This is a genomic window from Cupriavidus lacunae, from assembly GCF_003353055.1.
Taxonomy (GTDB): Bacteria; Pseudomonadota; Gammaproteobacteria; order Burkholderiales; family Burkholderiaceae; genus Cupriavidus; species Cupriavidus lacunae.
In genome coordinates, this window is record NZ_QKWJ01000047.1 from 25,186 (window position 1) to 42,367 (window position 17,182).

A 17,182-nucleotide genomic window follows, 5' to 3' on the forward strand; every position below is an offset into this window, starting at 1 on the left:
GAAAACTACTACTTCAGGCAGCTTCTTCGGGCTTCTTCCCCGAAACCAGCCACCCAAAAACCTATTAATTCATGTACATCCCGCCGTTCACATGCAACGTCGTGCCGGTGATATAGGCGGCTTGCGGACCAGCCAGGAAGGCCACCGCATTGGCGATATCGTCCGGCTGGCCCAGGCGGCCCAGCGGAATCTGCGTCTTGAGAGCAGCATGCTGCTCTTCGGACAGCGCCTTGGTCATGTCGGTATCGATAAAGCCCGGCGCGACGCAGTTCACGGTCACGTTGCGGCTGCCGATCTCGGCGGCCAGCGAACGGGTCATGCCCGCCACGCCCGCCTTGGCGGCGGAGTAGTTCATCTGGCCCGGGTTGCCGACCGAGCCCACCACCGAGGTGATATTGATGATGCGGCCTTGACGCGCCTTCATCATCGGGCGCAGCACCGCGCGCGACAGGCGGAACACCGAAGTCAGGTTGGTCTGGATCACGGCCAGCCAGTCCTCGTCCTTCATGCGCATCGCCAGCTGGTCCTGCGTAATGCCGGCATTGTTGACCAGCACGCCGATACCGCCGTGGGTCTTGACGATCTCGTCGATGAGCGCGTCGCAAGCGGCCGCGTCATTGACGTTGAGCACGGCGCCCTTGCCCTTCAGGCCTTCGGCGCCGAGGTAGTCGGTAATGCCGCCCGCGCCGGCTTCGCTGGTGGCGGTGCCGATCACGGTGGCGCCCTGGCGGGCCAGTTCCAGCGCGATGGCGCGACCGATGCCGCGCGAGGCGCCGGTGACCAGCGCAACCTGGTTGTCGAGAAGTTTGGTCATGCGGATGTCCTCTTGCTTACTTCAGCAGTGCCTGCGTGTCCTGCAGCGAGGCCGGATCGAAGATCGCGGCGCCGGTCAGGTTGCCGTCGATGCGCTTGGTCATGCCGGCCAGCACCTTGCCCGGGCCGCATTCGATCACGTGCGTGACGCCTTCGACGGCCATCTTCTGCACGCATTCGACCCAGCGCACCGGGGCCGCAGCCTGGCGTACCAGCGCGTCCTTGATCGCTTCCGGATCGTTGACGATGGCAACGTCGACGTTGTTCACCAGCGGGATCGACGGTGCCGAGAAAGCCAGCCCGGCCATGCGCTCGCGCAGGCGGTCCGAAGCGGGCTTGAGCAGCGACGAGTGGAACGGCGCCGACACCGGCAGCGGCAGCGCGCGCTTGGCGCCCTTGCCCTTGGCGATCTCGCAGGCCTTTTCGACCGCGGCCTTGCTGCCGGCGATCACCACCTGCGACGGCGCGTTGAAGTTCACGGCCTCGACCACGCCGGCGGCCGATGCCTCGGCGCATGCGGCGCGCACGTCGTCGTCGGACAGGCCCAGGATCGCAGCCATGGCGCCCTCGCCCACCGGCACGGCTTCCTGCATGGCCTGCGCGCGGAAGCGCACCAGCGGCACCGCGTCGGCAAACGGGATCACGCCCGCGGCCACCAGCGCCGAGTACTCGCCCAGGCTGTGGCCGGCCACCAGTGCCGGCGCCGGGCCGCCGGCGTCCAGCCAGGCGCGGTAGATCGCCACGGCGGCGGTCAGCATCACCGGCTGCGTGTTGGTGGTCAGGTTCAGTTCTTCGGCGGGGCCTTCGGCGATCAGGCGCCCGAGGTCCTGGCCAAGCGCGGCCGAGGCTTCTTCCACGGTGGCGCGCACCACGGCGTTATCCGCGAAGGCATTGAGCATGCCGACCGACTGCGAACCCTGGCCGGGAAATACGAAAGCGAATTTCATCGGATTGGAACCCTAACAAGAAACGGGAGGCCGGCGCTGCGGCATGGCCTGCATGCGCGGCATGTCATGGCGCCGGCCGCGAATCACATGCGCAGCAGCACCGCGCCCCAGGTGAAGCCGCCGCCCACGCCTTCCATCAGCACAGTCTGGCCCGGGCGGATGCGGCCGTCGCGCACGGCGACGTCCAGCGCCAGCGGGATCGACGCGGCCGAGGTGTTGCCGTGCTCGTGCACGGTGGCGACCATGCGCTGCGCCGGCAGGCCCAGCTTCTTCGCCGTGCCCTGCATGATGCGGATATTGGCCTGGTGCGGGATCAGCCAGTCGATCTGGTCCGGCGTCACGCTGGCGGCCTCCATGGCCTCACGCGCGACCTTGTCCAGCACGTTCACGGCCAGCTTGAACACAGCCTGCCCGTCCATGCGCAGGAACGGGTTGCCGGTGATATTGCCGCCGGCGACGTTGCCCGGCACGCACAGGATATCGACATGGCTGCCATCCGAGTGCATGGCGCTGGACAGGATGCCCGGCTCCTCGGACGCCGACAGCACCACGGCGCCGGCGCCGTCGCCGAACAGCACGCAGGTGGTGCGGTCGTTGAAGTCCAGGATGCGCGAGAACACTTCGGTGCCGATCACCAGCACGTTGCGGTGCGAGCCGCTGCGGATGAACTTGTCGGCAGTGGCCAGAGCGTAGACAAAACCGGAGCACACCGCCTGCAGGTCGAATGCCGGGCAGTGATTGGTGATGCCCAGCTTCTCCTGCACGATGCAGGCCGTGCTGGGGAACACGAAGTCCGGCGTCGAGGTGGCGACGATGATCAGGTCGATGTCCTGGCGGTCGATGCCGGCGGCCTCGATAGCCTGCTCGGCGGCCTTGACCGCAAGCTCGCTGCTGGCCACATCGGGCTCGGCCCAGTGGCGCGCCGAGATGCCGCTGCGCGAGACGATCCACTCGTCGCTGGTCTCGATGCCCTTTTCGGCAAGCTGCGCGGCCAGGTCATGGTTAGTCACGCGCCGCGGAGGCAGGTAGCTCCCGGTACCGATGATTTTTGCGTACTTGGTCATGTATTGTCGGATCGTATGGCCCGCTGGCACCCGCGACCGGCGCGCGTGGCGCTCAGGCGACGTGGGGGCTGGGATGCGCGCCAGGCGTCTCTGTCTCCGGGGCGGGCTGTGCAGCGCCTGCGGCACTGGATTTATCGGCAAAAGCCCGGGTGATGCGGGCGATCACGCCATTCTTGGCGGCATCATACCCGCGTTTGATGGCCCACTCAAAAGAATGGGCATCGGCCGAACCGTGGCTCTTGATCACCAGCCCGCGCAGCCCCAGCAGCGAGGCGCCGTTGTAGCGCGCCGGGTCGAGCCGCCTGGCCAGGCGCGACAGCACCGGCATGGCGACCGCGGCCAGCAGCTTGGTAAACCACGAGCGGGTGAATTCTTCCTTGATCATACTGCCAATCATCTTGGCCAGGCCCTCGGTGCTCTTGAGTGCCACATTGCCGACAAAGCCGTCGCAGACCACGATGTCGGTAGTGCCCTTGAAGATGTCGTTGCCTTCCACATTGCCGTAGAAGTTCAGCTCCGAGGCGCGCAGCAGTTCGCCCGCGCGCTTGACCACCTCGTTGCCCTTGATGACTTCCTCGCCGATGTTCAGCAGGCCCACCGTGGGGTGATCCTTGTGATCGACGACGGCCACCATGGCTTCGGCCATGCGCGCGAACTGCAGCAGGTGCTCAGGCTCGCAGTCGGCATTGGCGCCCAGGTCCAGCACCGTGGTGCCCCAGCCTTGCTCGTTGGGAATCGTGGTGGCGATGGCCGGCCGCTCGATGCCTTCGAGCGTCTTCAGCACATAGCGCGACACGGCCATCAGCGCGCCGGTATTGCCGGCGGAGATGCAGGCACCGGCCAGGCCTTCCTTGACCTGCGTGACGGCGACGCGCATCGAAGAGTCCCTCTTCTTGCGCAGCGCCACCTCGACCGGGTCATCCATGGTGATGACCTCGGTGGCCTCGACGACGCTGACGCGCGGATGGTCCAGCGCGTGCAGCTTCTTCAGCTGCGCCCGGATGGCGTCGGGCAAGCCGACCAGCACCATCTCGGCATCGTCGTGGCGGGAAAGAAAACTGATCGCCGCGGGCACCGTCACGGAAACTCCGTGATCGCCGCCCATGCAGTCGATAGCGATTTTGATCGTCATTGTTCCTGGTACGGATAGCGCGGCGGCGCACGCCACGCCCGGCGGGAATCCCGAGCGCCCAACAAAAAAGCGGCAACGATCTTGCCGCTTTTTTGTCTCTGACCTTTTAGTGTCCGACCTACAGGCATGCGCGAGCGAGACGCAACGTCACGCCGAGCAAAGCTATCAGTCGTTCTTGGTCTTGATGACCTTGCGGCCACGGTAGTAGCCGTTCGGGCTCACGTGGTGACGCAGGTGGGTTTCGCCCGTGGTCGGCTCAACTGCCAGCGGCGCGGCCGACAGGTGATCGTGCGAACGGTGCATGCCGCGCTTGGACGGCGACTTCTTGTTCTGTTGAACAGCCATGATGACTCCTTCGAGAATTTTTCAATATTAACACACGCATCCCGCCCAAGGCGTAGCCGGGGCCCGGCCGGATGCTTCAGATTCACCTGCAAGACCTTGCGGCCCGCCTGTCGGCGGCTTCAATGCTTGGTCTTCAGGCCGGCCAGCGCCGCAAAGGGCGAAGGCCGCTTTTCTTCCTCAGGCTCAGCCTCTGGCTGCGCCTCGCCGTCCGAACCGGTCACGAGGCTTTCGTGTACCGTCGGGCAGACGTCATGCTTGGGTGCCACCGGCAGCGCCAGCAGCACTTCATCTTCAATCAGGTCCAGCAGCGAGAAACGCTTCGAGCCGGCGATCACGTCGACTTCGTCGTCGTCCATCGGCGCGGCGTCGGCCGCTTCCTCGCTTTCCACCACCTCGAAACGCGTTGCCGTGTCGATCGGCTCCGCATAGGGCGTCAGGCAGCGCTGGCAATCCAGCCATACCCGGCCCTTCACGGTCACGTCGAGGAACAGCCGCCGCGCCACCGCGGCGCCCGGCTCGGCCGCCTCTTCACGCAGGAAGCCGGTGGCCGTGTAGGCAAACGTCTCATCGGGTGCCGAGGCTGGCGCTTGCGCGGCGGTCTCGGCTAAGATGCGCGGCAAATCCCGCACTGCCACGTCGCCGGCCAGGCTTTCACCCTTTCGGCACATGGCGAAGAGATCAAGCGCGCGCAGGTCAATCGGCTGGGTCATGTGCGTGGCTCCTGTCGCATACAATGACTGGTTCGCCACATTCCTCGCCTGACGGACTACGGGCCGCGCACTTTGGCGGCACTGCGCCCGGGTGCGGATGCGGCAAAACGGGCGATTATACGACGTAAACCTTTCCGAGGTCAAAGGGCTTGCTTCCCAGGCCACTTGGCTTCCTGTTCCGATTCAACGACTTATGCCCCCAGATTCCCGCCCCCGGCTGATCCTCGGCTCCGGCTCGCCCTACCGCCGCGAGTTGCTGGAGCGGCTGCGCATCCCGTTCGAGGTGGCCGTGCCCGACATCGACGAAACCCCGCTTGCCAACGAAGCGCCCGAGGCCACCGCGCTGCGGCTGTCGCAGCGCAAGGCCGAAGCCATTGCCGCCCGCCATCCGGGCGTGCTGGTGATCGGCTCGGACCAGGTGCTGACCCTGGACGGCGAACAGATGGGAAAGCCCGGCACGCACGAGAAGGCCGTGGCACAGCTGCGCCGCATGCGCGGGTGCACCGCCACCTTCCACTCGGCTCTGTGCCTGCTGGACGCGCGCACCGGCACCGTGCAGCTGGCGGACGTGCAGACCCGCGTGACCATGCGCGATCTGACCGACGCCGAAATCGAAGCCTACCTGCTGGCGGAGCGCCCCTACGACGTCGCCGGCAGCGCCAAATCCGAGGGCCTGGGCATCACACTGCTGGAGCGGGTCGAGTCCGACGACCCCACCGCGCTGGTCGGCCTGCCGCTGATCGCGCTGACCGGCATGCTGCGCCAGGTCGGCTATCCCCTCCTTACCGCATGACCCGCACGAGCCCACCATGAGCGGCACTCTTTACCTGATCCCCAATACCCTTGGCAAACGCGACGAAGCCGACCCGCTGGCCGACGTGATCCCGGCCGGCGTGCAGCAGATCGCCGCCAGCCTCGACTACCTTGTCGCCGAAAACGCCAAGACCGCGCGCGCCTTCCTGAAAAAGCTGGGCGAAACCACGCCACTGGCGCGCCCGATCCAGCAGATCGAGATCCGCGAGCTGAACGTCAATACGCGCGCCGATGCCCTGGCCGCGCTGCTGGCCCCGCTCGAAGCCGGCCGTGACGGCGGCCTGCTGTCCGAGGCCGGCGTGCCGGCGGTGGCCGACCCGGGCGCCGACCTGGTGCGGCTGGCGCATGCGCGCCGCATCCGGGTGCGGCCGCTGGTCGGGCCCAGCTCGATCCTGCTGGCAGTGATGGGCTCGGGCCTGAACGGCCAGAGCTTTGCCTTCAACGGCTACCTGCCGGTCGACGCCGGCGAGCGCGCGCAGCGGCTGCGTGAACTGGAACAGCGCTCGCGCAAGGCCAGCCAGACCCAGGTGTTCATCGAGACGCCCTACCGCAACGCGGCCCTACTGGAGGCCATGCGCCAGCACTGCGCCGGCACCACGCTGCTGTCCGTGGCGGTGGACCTGACGCTGCCCGGCGAGACCATCGTCACGCTGCCGCTGTCAGACTGGCGCCCCGAGCGGCTCGAACTGCACAAGCGCCCGGCGATCTTCTCGCTGCTGGCCATATAAGAAAGAAGCAGCAAGACAGGAAACGGCAAAGGGGGCGCGAGCGCCCCCTTTGCCATGGCCGCTGTACCAGCCGTTGTCAGCGCATGCCCTGCATGCCGGTGCTCCACAGCATGGTCTTCATCGCCGCCGTGCCCACGGCCGCGCCAAAGCGCTTGGCCACGCGCTCGGCGATGTTCTCCTTGACCGTGTAGTCAACGATGTCCTCGGCCTTGAACAGGTCGCGCGCCACATAGTCGGCGCTGCCTAGCCCGTCGGCCAGGCCCAGCTCGATGCTGCGCTCGCCCGACCAGAACAGGCCGGAGAACAGTTCCGGATCGTCCTTGAGCCGGTCGCCGCGCCCTTCCTTGACCACGTCGATGAACTGCTGGTGGATCTGCTTGAGCATGGTCTCGGCAAAGGCCTTCTGCCTTGGCACCTGCGGCGAGAATGGGTCCAGCATGCCCTTGTTGGCGCCCGAGGTGTACAGGCGGCGCTCCACGCCGAGCTTGTCCATCAGGCCGGTAAAGCCGAACCCGTCCATCAGCACGCCGATCGAGCCCACGATGCTCGCCTTGTCGACATAGATCTTGTCGGCCGCGGCGGCCACGTAATAGCCACCCGAGGCGCAGATCTCTTCCACCACCACATAGAACGGCTTGGACGGATAGACCTTGCGCAGCCGATGGATCTCATCGTTGATCATGCCGGCCTGCACCGGCGAGCCGCCCGGCGAGTTGATCTTCAGAATCACCCCGGCGGCGTTGCTGTCCGCGAACGCCGCCTGCAGAGAGGTATTGATCGAATCCGCGCTGGCCGGCGTGCCGGCGGCGATCTCGCCCTCCAGCGTGACCATCGCGGTATGTCGGCCCGAGGTGCTGATGGCGCCGTCGCCCTTGAAGTCGAACACGGCGAGCAGGATCAGCGCCAGCACGGCCAGGCCGACAAAGCGGAAGAAAATGCGCCAGCGCCGTGCCGCGCGTTGCTCGCGCAGCGACGCGGTCAGCACCCGTTCCAGCACATCGCGCTCCCAGCCGCCACCCGAGCCACCGACCGGACTGCTGCCGGCCGCGCCGGCCATGCGTGCCTTGCGCTCGCGCGCTTCGCGCCGCGCCGCGTCTTCTCCCGCGCGCAGTTCATCGTCCAGCGGATAGTCAGCGTGCCTGGCGGTGACCAGGCGCTCGGACTCGGGCCGGGGCCCTTCCTCGCCAACCCGCTCACCCGGTGCGCCCTCGCCCGCTGGCTTGCGCTCGTCAGGCTGACCCGACTCGCCCGATTCACCCGTTCCACCCAAAGGCGGTTTCTGTTGTTCTGTCATGCAACTCGCTCGTGGAAATCCATTCAGGCACCGCCGGCGGCTTCAGCCGCCCGGTACGGCGCCTCCGGCAGCCAGTAGACCTGGCCTTCGCGCTCTTCGATGCGCAGCTTGGCAAGCGATGCCCCGCGGCAGGGGCCGCCGACGCACTCTCCGCTGTCCGGCGCATAAACCGCGCCATGTGTCGCGCACATCAAGTATAGGCCCGAGGCATCGAAGAACCGGCCCTCCTGCCAGTCCAGTTCCATCGGCACATGGGCGCACTGGTTCAGGTAGCCGTGCGCGGCGCCGTCGAAACGCACCACGAAGGCGCCGATCTCGCGCCGGTCCAGTGCTACCGAAAAACGCACCCCAGGGCCGCCTTCCTCCAGGTCGGCCGCATCGCACAGCCGCACCGGCGCCTGGCCGGACACTGCCTCAGGCATGGGCCAGCAGCCACTCGGTCAGGTCGGCGATCGAGGTGGCGCAGTGAACCGGCGCCATCGCGCGCAGCGAATCGGCGGGATGTGCCCCGTAACACACTCCGATCCCCTTGGCGCCGGCATTGACCGCCATCTGCAGGTCGTGGGTGGTGTCGCCGATCATCACCGTGCGCTCCACATCCTGGCCGAGCTCGCGGATCAGCTCGTGCAGCATGGCCGGGTGTGGCTTGGAGAAAGTCTCGTCGGCACAGCGCGTGGCATCGAACAGGCGCGTCAGGCCGCTGGAGGCCAGTGCGCGCTGCAGGCCGACACGCGTCTTGCCAGTGGCCACGCCGAGGAAATAGTGCTCGCCGCGCAAGGTCTCGAGCATTTCGCGCACGCCGTCGAACAACACCAGGTCGGCGTCGCGGGTCAGGAAGTGGTAGCGGTAGCGCTCGGCCAGGCGCGGGTAGTCAGCGGGGTCGAGCGTCGGCACCGCATAAGACAGCGCGTCCTTCAGGCCCAGCCCGATCACGTGGCTGGCGGCGCTGTCGTCCGGCACCGGCAGGCCCAGGTCGCGGCTGGCGAGCTGGATGCACTTGGCGATGGTCGGGGTCGAGTCCATCAGCGTCCCGTCCCAGTCGAATACGATCAGGTCAAATTGTTGCCTGGCCATGGCAGTCCTTGTGTCGTTTGATGCACTACCCTACTCTGGGGCATGCAGTTCACGCAATTGTTGCAGGAATCCGACGCATTCGTCGGGCAGCGGCGCTTCCACGGCCAGCGGCTCGCCCGTGTCCGGGTGGATAAACACCAGCCGGTGGGCGTGCAGGAACATGCGCTTGAGGCCGGGCTTGGCGCCGGAACGCGCCAGCGCCTTGTTCAGCGGGAAGTCGCCATATTTTTCGTCACCGACGATCGGGAAACCCGAGTGCGCCAGGTGGACGCGAATCTGGTGGGTGCGGCCGGTCTTCAGTTCGGCTTCCAGCAGGGTGAACCCCGAAAAGGCCTCGACCCGGTTGAATACGGTGTGCGAAGCCAGCCCGTCGGCCTGCACCCGCACCCGGCGCTCGCCATCCGGCGTGCTGTACTTATATAGAGGCAGCTTCACATGCTGGCGCGCGTTGGGGAATTCGCCGGCCACGCAGGCGAAATAGCGCTTGTCCATCGCGTTGCCGCGGATCTGCTCATGCAGGTGGACCAGCACCGAGCGTTTTTTGGCCAGCATCAGGATGCCGGAGGTTTCCCGGTCGAGCCGGTGCACCAGTTCCAGGAACTTGGCCTGCGGCCGCGAGCGGCGCAATTGCTCGATCACGCCGAAGGCCACGCCGGAGCCGCCATGTACCGCAACGCCGGCCGGCTTGTTGATGACCAGCAGGTGCGTGTCCTCGAACAGTACCGGGAACTCGCCCGCCGGCACATGCTGGGCATTGACCGATTGCGCAGAATTCGCCACCCGCATCGGCGGAATGCGCACCACATCCCCCGACTGCAGGCGATAAGTGGCATCGATCCGCCCCTTATTGACGCGAACTTCACCCGAACGCAGCACCCGGTAGATGTGGCTCTTGGGCACGCCCTTGGCTACTTTCAGCAGGAAGTTGTCGATGCGCTGACCTTCCGAGCCTTCGTCAATCGTGACATACGCCACCTGTGGGCTGGCCGGCGCAGCTTCGGCAGCCTTTTCAATTTGATGGCGTAACTCATTCATTTTCAATATAATTTCCTCGCTGTCCCGGCTTGTGGCCGGCAGCGCAAGACCTGTGTAAGCGATTAGTCTTCGAGTTTCTTCGATTTCTCGCATTCTACACTTGGGGGTTGCCGCCAACCCCGCCCGTCTCCCGCAACTTCGCGTTCCGCCAAGCGCCAGACGGGTAAATGGCAGTAAAAGCAGCACGCACGGTGCCGCCGGCATGCAGGAAGTCGCCCAAAGGTGGCTTCGGCACGGGCAGGCGGTGACGTGGGAACTGAGTGTTCAGGTAAAACAGAATTTAAAGGCGGATGCCGCAGCCGGCATCCGCTTCGGTGAGAGAAGTCCCGCCCGCACCGGGAAACGGTGCCGGCCGGCAGGTTAGCCTGCCGCCTGACTGGAAGTTACCGGCGCCCGGTCGCAGAACTCCAAGAAGTAGTAGGTGCGCCCGCCAGGAGAAGTCAGGCAGCAACGGCAACCATGCCGTGTCCGAAAAATTTGCTCTTTGACGCGTCTAGGCCTTCCGCGGCCGGCCGCGATGCCGCCGGCGCCGGTTGCGCCGGCGTCCTGCATCGCCTCCGGCACGGGAACGCGCCGGATGTCTGCGCAAGAGCAGCCTCCGGTGTTCTCTCCCGCCCCGCGGACGTTACCCCGACGTCATCGCTCTCTTTCACCCGCGCCCAGCCGCTCGCATGTCTCGCGCAGCGGCGCTTTCCGGCAATTCTCGCGCCTCGCTCGCTCCCTCGCGTGCTCCATGGATCGCCGCGGACACCGCCCAGACGGTGCCACCCGCGACACTGGAGTGAGGTATTGCGATGAAACGCATGCTGTTCAACGCGACGCAACAAGAGGAATTGCGCGTCGCCATCGTCGACGGTCAGAAACTGATCGATATCGACATCGAGACTGCCGGGCGCGAACAGCGCAAGGGCAACATCTACAAGGGCGTCATCACCCGCATCGAGCCCTCGCTGGAAGCCTGCTTCGTCAACTACGGCGAAGAGCGCCACGGCTTCCTGCCGTTCAAGGAAGTGGCCCGTGCCTTCTTCAAGGAAGGCATCGACGTGCGCAACGCGCGCATCCAGGACGCCCTGCACGAAGGCCAGGAACTGATCGTCCAGGTCGAGAAGGAAGAGCGCGGCAACAAGGGCGCGGCTCTGACCACCTTCATCTCGCTGGCCGGCCGCTACCTGGTGCTGATGCCGAACAACCCGCGCGGCGGCGGCGTATCGCGCCGCATCGAGGGCGAGGACCGCCAGGAACTGCGCGAAACCATGGCGCAGCTGACCGTGCCCGACGGCATGAGCATCATCGCCCGCACCGCCGGCATCGGCCGCTCGGCCGAAGAACTGCAGTGGGACCTGAACTACCTGCTGCAACTGTGGAAGGCCATCGACGGCGCCGCCGGCGACAACAAGGCCCCGCTGCTGATCTACCTGGAATCGAGCCTGGTCATCCGCGCCATCCGCGACTACTTCCAGCCGGATATCGGCGAGATCCTGATCGACACCGACGAGATCTACGAACAGGCCCGCGCCTTCATGAGCGTGGTGATGCCTGACAACATGAACCGCGTGAAGAAGTACCGGGACGACGTGCCGCTCTTCTCGCGCTTCCAGATCGAACACCAGATCGAGTCGGCCTATTCGCGCATGGTGATGCTGCCCTCGGGCGGCGCCATCGTGATCGACCACACCGAGGCGCTGGTCTCCGTGGACGTGAACTCGGCCCGCGCCACCAAGGGTGCCGACATCGAGGAAACCGCGCTGCGCACCAACCTCGAAGCCGCCGACGAAATCGCCCGCCAGCTGCGCCTGCGCGACCTGGGCGGCCTGATCGTGATCGACTTCATCGACATGGAGTCGGGCAAGGCCCAGAAGGACGTGGAAACGCGCCTGAAGGACGCCCTGCGCCACGACCGCGCCCGCGTGCAGATGGGCAAGATCAGCCGCTTCGGCCTGATGGAGCTGTCGCGCCAGCGCCTGCGTCCGTCGCTGTCGGAGGGCTCGCACATCACTTGCCCGCGCTGCAACGGCACCGGCCATATCCGCGATACCGAATCGTCCGCCCTGCAGGTGCTGCGCATCATCCAGGAAGAGGCGATGAAGGAAAACACCGCCGCCATCCACTGCCAGGTGCCGGTGGAGGTCGCCGCCTTCCTGCTGAACGAGAAGCGCCAGGAAATCAACCTGATCGAGCTGCGCTTCAAGGTCAATGTGCTGTTGATCCCGAACAAGCACCTGGAAACGCCGCACTACAAGCTGGAGCGCCTGCGCCACGACGACCCGCGCCTGGAAGAGAGCACCGCCAGCTACAAGATGGCCGAGGCCGCCGCCAAGGAACTGGAAGCCGACACCAGCTACAGCAGCCGCCGCAAGGAAGAAGCCAAGCCGCGCCAGGAGGCCGCAGTCAAGGGCATCACGCCTGAACAGCCGGCCCCGGTCTCGGTGCCGCGCGCCGAGCGTGCGCCCAAGCCGGAAACCCCGGCCGCCCCGCCCGTGCCGGCCACCCAGCCGGTGGTCAGCGGCGGTTTCATCGCCTGGCTGAAGGGCCTCTTCGGTGCTCGTCCGGCGACCCCGCCGGTGGTGGAGCCGGCCAAGCCGGCAGCCGCCGCGGAAGCCCGTAGCGCCGAAGGCCGCCGCGAACGCGGCCAGCGCGGCGAAGGCCGTGGCCAGCGCAGTGAACGTGGTGAACGCGGAGAGCGTGGCGATCGCGCCGAGCGTGGCGAGCGCACGGAACGTGGCGAGCGCCAGGGCCGTGGTCAGCGCACCGAGCGCGCGGATCGTGGCGAGCGCGGCGAACAACGCGAAGGCCGTGGCGAGGGTCGTGGCGAACGCCAGGGCCGCCAGCCGCGCCAGCAAGGTGAAGGCCAGGCCACTCCGGCCGTAGTCCGCCAGGGCGAGGCCGTGCAAGCCGAGCGCGCCCAGGGCGAGCGCGTCGAGGGCCGCCGCGACCGCAACCAGGAACGCCGCGAGCGCCAGCGTGAACGCCAGCGCGAGCGTACCGAACTGCGCGAAGCCGAAGCCGATGAAGCGCCGCAGCCGGAAGCCATCGCCGCCGCCCAGGCCCTGGGCGTGCTGCCGCCGGCCGTGACCGAAGAGATGCAAGCCCGCGCCGAACTGCCGGAAGGCGCCGAAGGTGCCGCCGAAACCGCTGAAGGCGAAGAGCGCCGCCGCCGCAACCGCCGTGGCCGCAACCGCTATCGTCGCGAACGCGACGAATCGGTGCAAGGCGCGCAGGGCGAAGGCGACGGCGAAACCGCCGCCGAAGGCTTTGCCCCGGCAACGGCTGAGGCCGGCGTGCAGGCCGAGCCCGCACCGCAAGCGGCCGTGGCCGTGGTGGCCGCAGCCGCGGCTGTCGAAGCGATCCGCATCGCCGTGCCGGAAGGCGTGACGCCTGCCCCGGCAGCCGAGGCCGCACCGGTGACCGCTCAGGTCGCCGAGCAAGCCGCCCCGGTGGCCGTCGCCGTCACGGAAGCCGTTGCCGCCGAAGCCATCGTCGAGCCCGCCGTGAGCGCGGCCGCCGCAGCCGCTCCGGTCGCTCCGGTCGTGTCGGCACCTGTGGCTGCACCTGTCGCCGAAGCGGCACCGGCAGCCGAGCCGGAGGTCGTCACCCCGGCCGCTCCGGCAGTGGCCGCGGCGCCCATCGCACCGGCAGCGCCGGTAGCACCGGCAGCGCCCGCCACCCCGGCAGCGCTGGAAAACCTGGAACCGATGCTCGCCACCGCCGGCCTGCAATGGGTCCACACCGACAGCGACAAGCTGCGCTCGGCCCAGGAAGCCGCCGCCAGCATCGTGCCCGCCCCGCGCGTGCCGCGCGAACGCAAGCCGCTGCCGCCGCTGCCCCAGGGTCCGATGATCCTGGTGGAAACCGGCCACCGCGAAGTGGAGATGGCATCGCAGCAGTAAGCGACGCCGCTGCACCGCAGCCAAAGTGAGAAGGGGACGGCCAGGCCGTCCCCTTTTTTTCATGGGCAGCCGGCCAGATGAATCCCCGCCATCACCGGGGGATGCGAGTGCCCCGCCCCCGGCTCGGCTAGAATGGCAGCAGAATGCATCCGGCCCCCGAGTGCCCTGACCAGCCCTGCCGCCAGGCCGTTCCCCGGACGCCGCGCCCACCCACAGGCCATGACCGAATCCGTCATCCCGATTTTCGACCTGCGCGACCATCGCTACCGCTCGATGACGCCCAGCATTCCCGGCAAGCTGGTTGCACCCACCGGCCTGGTGGCCGATACCCGCGGCCGGCCGCTGCATGACCTGCGCATCTCGGTGACGGACCGCTGCAACTTCCGCTGCGTCTACTGCATGCCGAAGGAAGTGTTCGACAAGGACTACACCTTCCTGCCGCATTCCGAGCTGCTCAGCTTCGAGGAAATCGAGCGCACCGCGCGCCTGTTCGTCGCCCACGGCGTCGAGAAGATCCGCCTGACGGGCGGCGAGCCGCTGCTGCGCAAGAACATCGAGCACCTGGTCGAGATGCTGGCGAAGATCGAGACCGTCTCGGGCAAGCCGCTGGACCTGACACTGACCACCAACGCCTCGCTGCTGGCGCGCAAGGCGCGCTCGCTGCGCGATGCGGGCCTGACCCGCGTCAGTGTCAGCCTGGACGCGATCGACGACGCCACCTTCCGCCGTATGAACGACGTGGACTTCGCGGTCGCCGACGTGCTGCACGGCATCGAGACCGCGCAGGCCGTCGGACTGGCGCCGATCAAGGTCAACATGGTGGTCAAGCGCGGCACCAACGACCAGGAAATCGTGCCGATGGCGCGCCATTTCCGCCACAGCGGCATCATCCTGCGCTTTATCGAGTTCATGGACGTGGGCGCCAGCAACCACTGGCAGATGGACGAAGTGCTGCCGTCGGCCGAAGTGGTAAAGCGCATCGAAGCGGAATTCCCGCTCGAACCGGTGCTGGCCAACTACTCGGGCGAAACCGCCGAGCGCTGGCGCTACCGCGACGGCAGCGGCGAGATCGGCGTAATCTCCAGCGTCACCCACGCCTTCTGCGGCGACTGCAGCCGCATCCGGCTGTCGACCGAAGGCCGGCTCTACCTGTGCCTGTTCGCCACCGAGGGTTTCGACCTGCGCGCGCTGCTGCGCGGCGGCTACAGCGACCTGGAAATCTCCAACGCGATTGCACAGGTGTGGCAGGGCCGCACCGACAACTATTCCGAGCAGCGCAGCGACCCGGCGGTGCGCGCCAAGCGCGCCGAGCGCAAGATCGAGATGTCCTATATCGGTGGCTGATCCACCAAAATCCATGATTGCACGCGACGACATCACCGGCCTGATCCTCGCAGGCGGCAGGGGCAGCCGCATGGGCGGCACCGACAAGGGCCTGCAGCCGCTGCACGGTACGCCGATGGCCATGCACACGATGATGCGGCTGACGCCCCAGGTGGGTGGCCTGATGATCAATGCCAACCGCAACCTGGCCGCCTATGAATCCTTTGGCGTGCCGGTCTACACCGACACCGTGCCCGACTTCGCCGGGCCGCTGGCGGGGATGCTGGCCGGGCTGGAGCAATGCGCCACGCCGTGGATGGTGACCGCGCCCTGCGACTCGCCCTTCCTGCCGACCGACCTGGTGGCGCGCCTGGCGCAGGCGATCGAGACCGAAGGCGCGGAGGTGGCGATCCCGGTCACGCTGGACGAAGACGGCCGGCGCCAGACCCAACCCGTGTTTTGCCTGATGCCGGTCAGTGCGCTCGACAGCCTGGTGGCTTATCTTTCCGGCGGCGGCCGTAAGATCGAGACCTGGGCCGCCTCGCACCGGCTGGCCGAAGTGCTGTTCGACGACGCCGCGGCCTTTGCCAATATCAATACCCTGGACGAACTGCGCACGCACGAGACGCGCTGAATCCCTGCCGAGCCACCGCCGAGCCAACATGCCCTCTCTGCAATCCGTCATCTCCTGCCTGTCCGATTACGACCCCACCGCCCTGCCGGTGGACCAGGCCAACCGCATCATCGGCGAGGTGGTCGAGCCGGTGCGCGGCGTCGAGCAGGTGCCGATCCGCAGCGCGCTGGACCGCGTGCTGGCCGAGGACATCGTCTCGCCCATCGACGTGCCCGCGCATGACAACTCGGCGATGGACGGTTACGCCTTCCAGGGCGCGGCGCTGGCTGCCGCGCAGACCGGCACGGTCGAACTGGAAGTGATCGGCAGCGCCTTCGCAGGCGGCGCCGGCGCGCTGGCCCCGACCGCCGTGCAGGCGGTGCGCATCATGACCGGTGCGGTGATGCCGGCCGGCTGCGATACCGTGGTGCCGCAGGAATTTGTCGAGACCGCGGCCGACGGCGCGCGCGTCCGCTTTGCCGCCGACTGCGTGCGCACCGGCGACAACCGGCGCCTGCGCGGCGAAGACCTGGCGCGCGGCCAGGCGGCGCTGCAGGCCGGGCGCATCCTCCAGCCGGCCGACCTGGGCCTGCTGGCCTCGCTGGGCGTGGCCGAGGTGCGCGTGCGCCGGCGCCTGCGCGTGGCGTTCTTCTCCACCGGCGATGAGCTGCGCTCGATCGGCGAGCCGCTCGATCCCGGCTGCGTCTACGATTCCAACCGCTACACGCTGCACGGCATGCTGCGCCGGATGAACGTCGACCTGCTCGACATGGGCGTGGTGCGCGACGACCCCGACGCGCTTGAAGCCGCCTTCCGCACCGCCTGCGAGACCGCCGACGCGGTCATCACCTCCGGCGGCGTCTCGGTGGGCGAGGCCGACTACACCAAGCAGATCATGGCGCGCCTGGGCGATGTCACGTTCTGGAAGATCGCGATGCGCCCGGGCCGACCGATGGCCTTCGGGCGCATCAATTCCAACGGCCGCGAAGCGCTGCTGTTCGGCCTGCCGGGCAACCCGGTGGCGGTAATGGTCACCTTCTACCATTTCGTGCGCGCCGCGCTGCACCGCCTGATGGGCGCCAGCGTGCCGCCGCTGCCGCTGCTGCGCGTGCGCAGCGTGCAAGCCATCCGCAAGAAGCCCGGGCGCACCGAATACCAGCGCGGCATCCTGGCGCGCGCCCAAGACGGCCAGTGGGAAGTGCGCGTCACCGGCCAGCAGGGCTCGGGCGTGCTGCGCTCGATGAGCGAGGCCAACTGCTTTATCGTGCTCGGCCACGAACAGGATTCGGTCAGGGCCGGCGATGCGGTCGAGGTGCTGCTGTTCGACGGGCTGGTCTAGCCGCTCCGGCGGGGTCTGCGCGCAACGATTCGCTACGCGGCGGTACCAATGTGTCGTTTTTGTGC

16 protein-coding genes are annotated in these 17,182 nt (G+C 67.4%); 6 read left to right on the forward strand and 10 right to left on the reverse strand.

The window, feature by feature from the left end; genetic code table 11:
* Positions 1-64: 64 nt before the first annotated feature.
* From fabG to DN412_RS27675, 6 genes are all read right to left on the reverse strand, one after another.
* Entirely contained in the window at positions 65-814 is a 750-nt protein-coding gene (gene fabG / locus DN412_RS27650; protein ID WP_115214489.1) for a 3-oxoacyl-ACP reductase FabG, read from the reverse strand.
* Between the two features lie 16 nt (positions 815-830).
* Positions 831-1,760: an ACP S-malonyltransferase gene (gene fabD, locus DN412_RS27655; RefSeq protein ID WP_115214490.1), complete on the reverse strand. Its 930-nt coding sequence runs from the start codon at positions 1,758-1,760 to the stop codon at positions 831-833.
* Between the two features lie 83 nt (positions 1,761-1,843).
* Entirely contained in the window at positions 1,844-2,824 is a 981-nt protein-coding gene (locus DN412_RS27660) for a beta-ketoacyl-ACP synthase III (protein ID WP_078197103.1), read from the reverse strand.
* Positions 2,825-2,876: 52 nt separating this feature from the next.
* Positions 2,877-3,956, reverse strand: a complete 1,080-nt coding sequence (gene plsX, locus DN412_RS27665; RefSeq protein ID WP_078197104.1) for a phosphate acyltransferase PlsX — start codon at positions 3,954-3,956, stop codon at positions 2,877-2,879.
* Positions 3,957-4,121: 165 nt separating this feature from the next.
* On the reverse strand, positions 4,122-4,301 hold the full coding sequence (rpmF, locus tag DN412_RS27670) for a 50S ribosomal protein L32 (protein WP_010814675.1): 180 nt from the start codon (positions 4,299-4,301) through the stop codon (positions 4,122-4,124).
* A gap of 119 nt (positions 4,302-4,420) precedes the next feature.
* On the reverse strand, positions 4,421-5,011 hold the full coding sequence (locus DN412_RS27675; protein WP_078197105.1) for a DUF177 domain-containing protein: 591 nt from the start codon (positions 5,009-5,011) through the stop codon (positions 4,421-4,423).
* Positions 5,012-5,204: 193 nt separating this feature from the next.
* Between DN412_RS27675 and DN412_RS27680 the strand changes: the two genes are divergently transcribed.
* Both DN412_RS27680 and DN412_RS27685 read left to right on the forward strand, forming a co-directional pair.
* The gene (locus DN412_RS27680) at positions 5,205-5,804 is read left to right on the forward strand and encodes a Maf-like protein (protein WP_115214491.1); all 600 of its coding nucleotides are present in this window, start codon (positions 5,205-5,207) and stop codon (positions 5,802-5,804) included.
* Positions 5,805-5,820: 16 nt separating this feature from the next.
* The gene (locus DN412_RS27685) at positions 5,821-6,552 is read left to right on the forward strand and encodes an SAM-dependent methyltransferase (protein WP_115214492.1); all 732 of its coding nucleotides are present in this window, start codon (positions 5,821-5,823) and stop codon (positions 6,550-6,552) included.
* A gap of 76 nt (positions 6,553-6,628) precedes the next feature.
* On the opposite strand, the gene DN412_RS27690 is transcribed toward DN412_RS27685, so the two are convergent.
* The 4 genes from DN412_RS27690 to DN412_RS27705 are packed head-to-tail and all read right to left on the reverse strand — an operon-like array spanning position 6,629 to position 9,955.
* A complete protein-coding gene (locus DN412_RS27690; RefSeq protein ID WP_115214493.1) occupies positions 6,629-7,846 on the reverse strand; it encodes a S49 family peptidase in 1,218 nt (405 codons plus the stop codon).
* A 23-nt stretch (positions 7,847-7,869) separates the two neighbouring features.
* Positions 7,870-8,268: a Rieske (2Fe-2S) protein gene (locus DN412_RS27695; protein WP_078197109.1), complete on the reverse strand. Its 399-nt coding sequence runs from the start codon at positions 8,266-8,268 to the stop codon at positions 7,870-7,872.
* The gene (locus tag DN412_RS27700; RefSeq protein WP_115214494.1) at positions 8,261-8,920 is read right to left on the reverse strand and encodes an HAD-IA family hydrolase; all 660 of its coding nucleotides are present in this window, start codon (positions 8,918-8,920) and stop codon (positions 8,261-8,263) included. Before DN412_RS27700 ends, DN412_RS27695 begins: the two co-directional genes overlap by 8 nt.
* Positions 8,921-8,950: 30 nt before the next feature.
* On the reverse strand, positions 8,951-9,955 hold the full coding sequence (locus tag DN412_RS27705) for an RluA family pseudouridine synthase (protein WP_115214495.1): 1,005 nt from the start codon (positions 9,953-9,955) through the stop codon (positions 8,951-8,953).
* A 794-nt stretch (positions 9,956-10,749) separates the two neighbouring features.
* Between DN412_RS27705 and DN412_RS27710 the strand changes: the two genes are divergently transcribed.
* The 4 genes from DN412_RS27710 to moeA all read left to right on the forward strand — a co-directional run bounded on the left by DN412_RS27710 (position 10,750) and on the right by moeA (position 17,117).
* Entirely contained in the window at positions 10,750-13,842 is a 3,093-nt protein-coding gene (locus DN412_RS27710) for an Rne/Rng family ribonuclease (RefSeq protein ID WP_115214496.1), read from the forward strand.
* A gap of 219 nt (positions 13,843-14,061) precedes the next feature.
* Positions 14,062-15,186 (forward strand): GTP 3',8-cyclase MoaA, encoded by a 1,125-nt coding sequence (moaA, locus tag DN412_RS27715; protein WP_078197113.1) that lies wholly within the window; start codon positions 14,062-14,064, stop codon positions 15,184-15,186.
* A gap of 13 nt (positions 15,187-15,199) precedes the next feature.
* Positions 15,200-15,799 (forward strand): molybdenum cofactor guanylyltransferase MobA, encoded by a 600-nt coding sequence (gene mobA / locus DN412_RS27720; RefSeq protein ID WP_115214497.1) that lies wholly within the window; start codon positions 15,200-15,202, stop codon positions 15,797-15,799.
* A 28-nt stretch (positions 15,800-15,827) separates the two neighbouring features.
* On the forward strand, positions 15,828-17,117 hold the full coding sequence (gene moeA / locus DN412_RS27725; RefSeq protein WP_115214498.1) for a molybdopterin molybdotransferase MoeA: 1,290 nt from the start codon (positions 15,828-15,830) through the stop codon (positions 17,115-17,117).
* Positions 17,118-17,182 lie beyond the last annotated feature (65 nt).

Bases quoted from the DNA above. Each gene is read 5' to 3' on its own strand.
- moeA (WP_115214498.1), top strand. From the start codon at position 15,828: ATGCCCTCTCTGCAATCCGTCATCTCCTGCCTGTCCGATTACGACCCC.
- DN412_RS27675 (WP_078197105.1), bottom strand. From the start codon at position 5,011: ATGACCCAGCCGATTGACCTGCGCGCGCTTGATCTCTTCGCCATGTGC.
- mobA (WP_115214497.1), top strand. From the start codon at position 15,200: ATGATTGCACGCGACGACATCACCGGCCTGATCCTCGCAGGCGGCAGG.
- DN412_RS27680 (WP_115214491.1), top strand. From the start codon at position 5,205: ATGCCCCCAGATTCCCGCCCCCGGCTGATCCTCGGCTCCGGCTCGCCC.
- fabD (WP_115214490.1), bottom strand. From the start codon at position 1,760: ATGAAATTCGCTTTCGTATTTCCCGGCCAGGGTTCGCAGTCGGTCGGC.
- DN412_RS27690 (WP_115214493.1), bottom strand. From the start codon at position 7,846: ATGACAGAACAACAGAAACCGCCTTTGGGTGGAACGGGTGAATCGGGC.
- DN412_RS27685 (WP_115214492.1), top strand. From the start codon at position 5,821: ATGAGCGGCACTCTTTACCTGATCCCCAATACCCTTGGCAAACGCGAC.
- rpmF (WP_010814675.1), bottom strand. From the start codon at position 4,301: ATGGCTGTTCAACAGAACAAGAAGTCGCCGTCCAAGCGCGGCATGCAC.
- fabG (WP_115214489.1), bottom strand. From the start codon at position 814: ATGACCAAACTTCTCGACAACCAGGTTGCGCTGGTCACCGGCGCCTCG.
- DN412_RS27710 (WP_115214496.1), top strand. From the start codon at position 10,750: ATGAAACGCATGCTGTTCAACGCGACGCAACAAGAGGAATTGCGCGTC.
- moaA (WP_078197113.1), top strand. From the start codon at position 14,062: ATGACCGAATCCGTCATCCCGATTTTCGACCTGCGCGACCATCGCTAC.
- DN412_RS27660 (WP_078197103.1), bottom strand. From the start codon at position 2,824: ATGACCAAGTACGCAAAAATCATCGGTACCGGGAGCTACCTGCCTCCG.
- DN412_RS27695 (WP_078197109.1), bottom strand. From the start codon at position 8,268: ATGCCTGAGGCAGTGTCCGGCCAGGCGCCGGTGCGGCTGTGCGATGCG.
- plsX (WP_078197104.1), bottom strand. From the start codon at position 3,956: ATGACGATCAAAATCGCTATCGACTGCATGGGCGGCGATCACGGAGTT.
- DN412_RS27705 (WP_115214495.1), bottom strand. From the start codon at position 9,955: ATGAATGAGTTACGCCATCAAATTGAAAAGGCTGCCGAAGCTGCGCCG.
- DN412_RS27700 (WP_115214494.1), bottom strand. From the start codon at position 8,920: ATGGCCAGGCAACAATTTGACCTGATCGTATTCGACTGGGACGGGACG.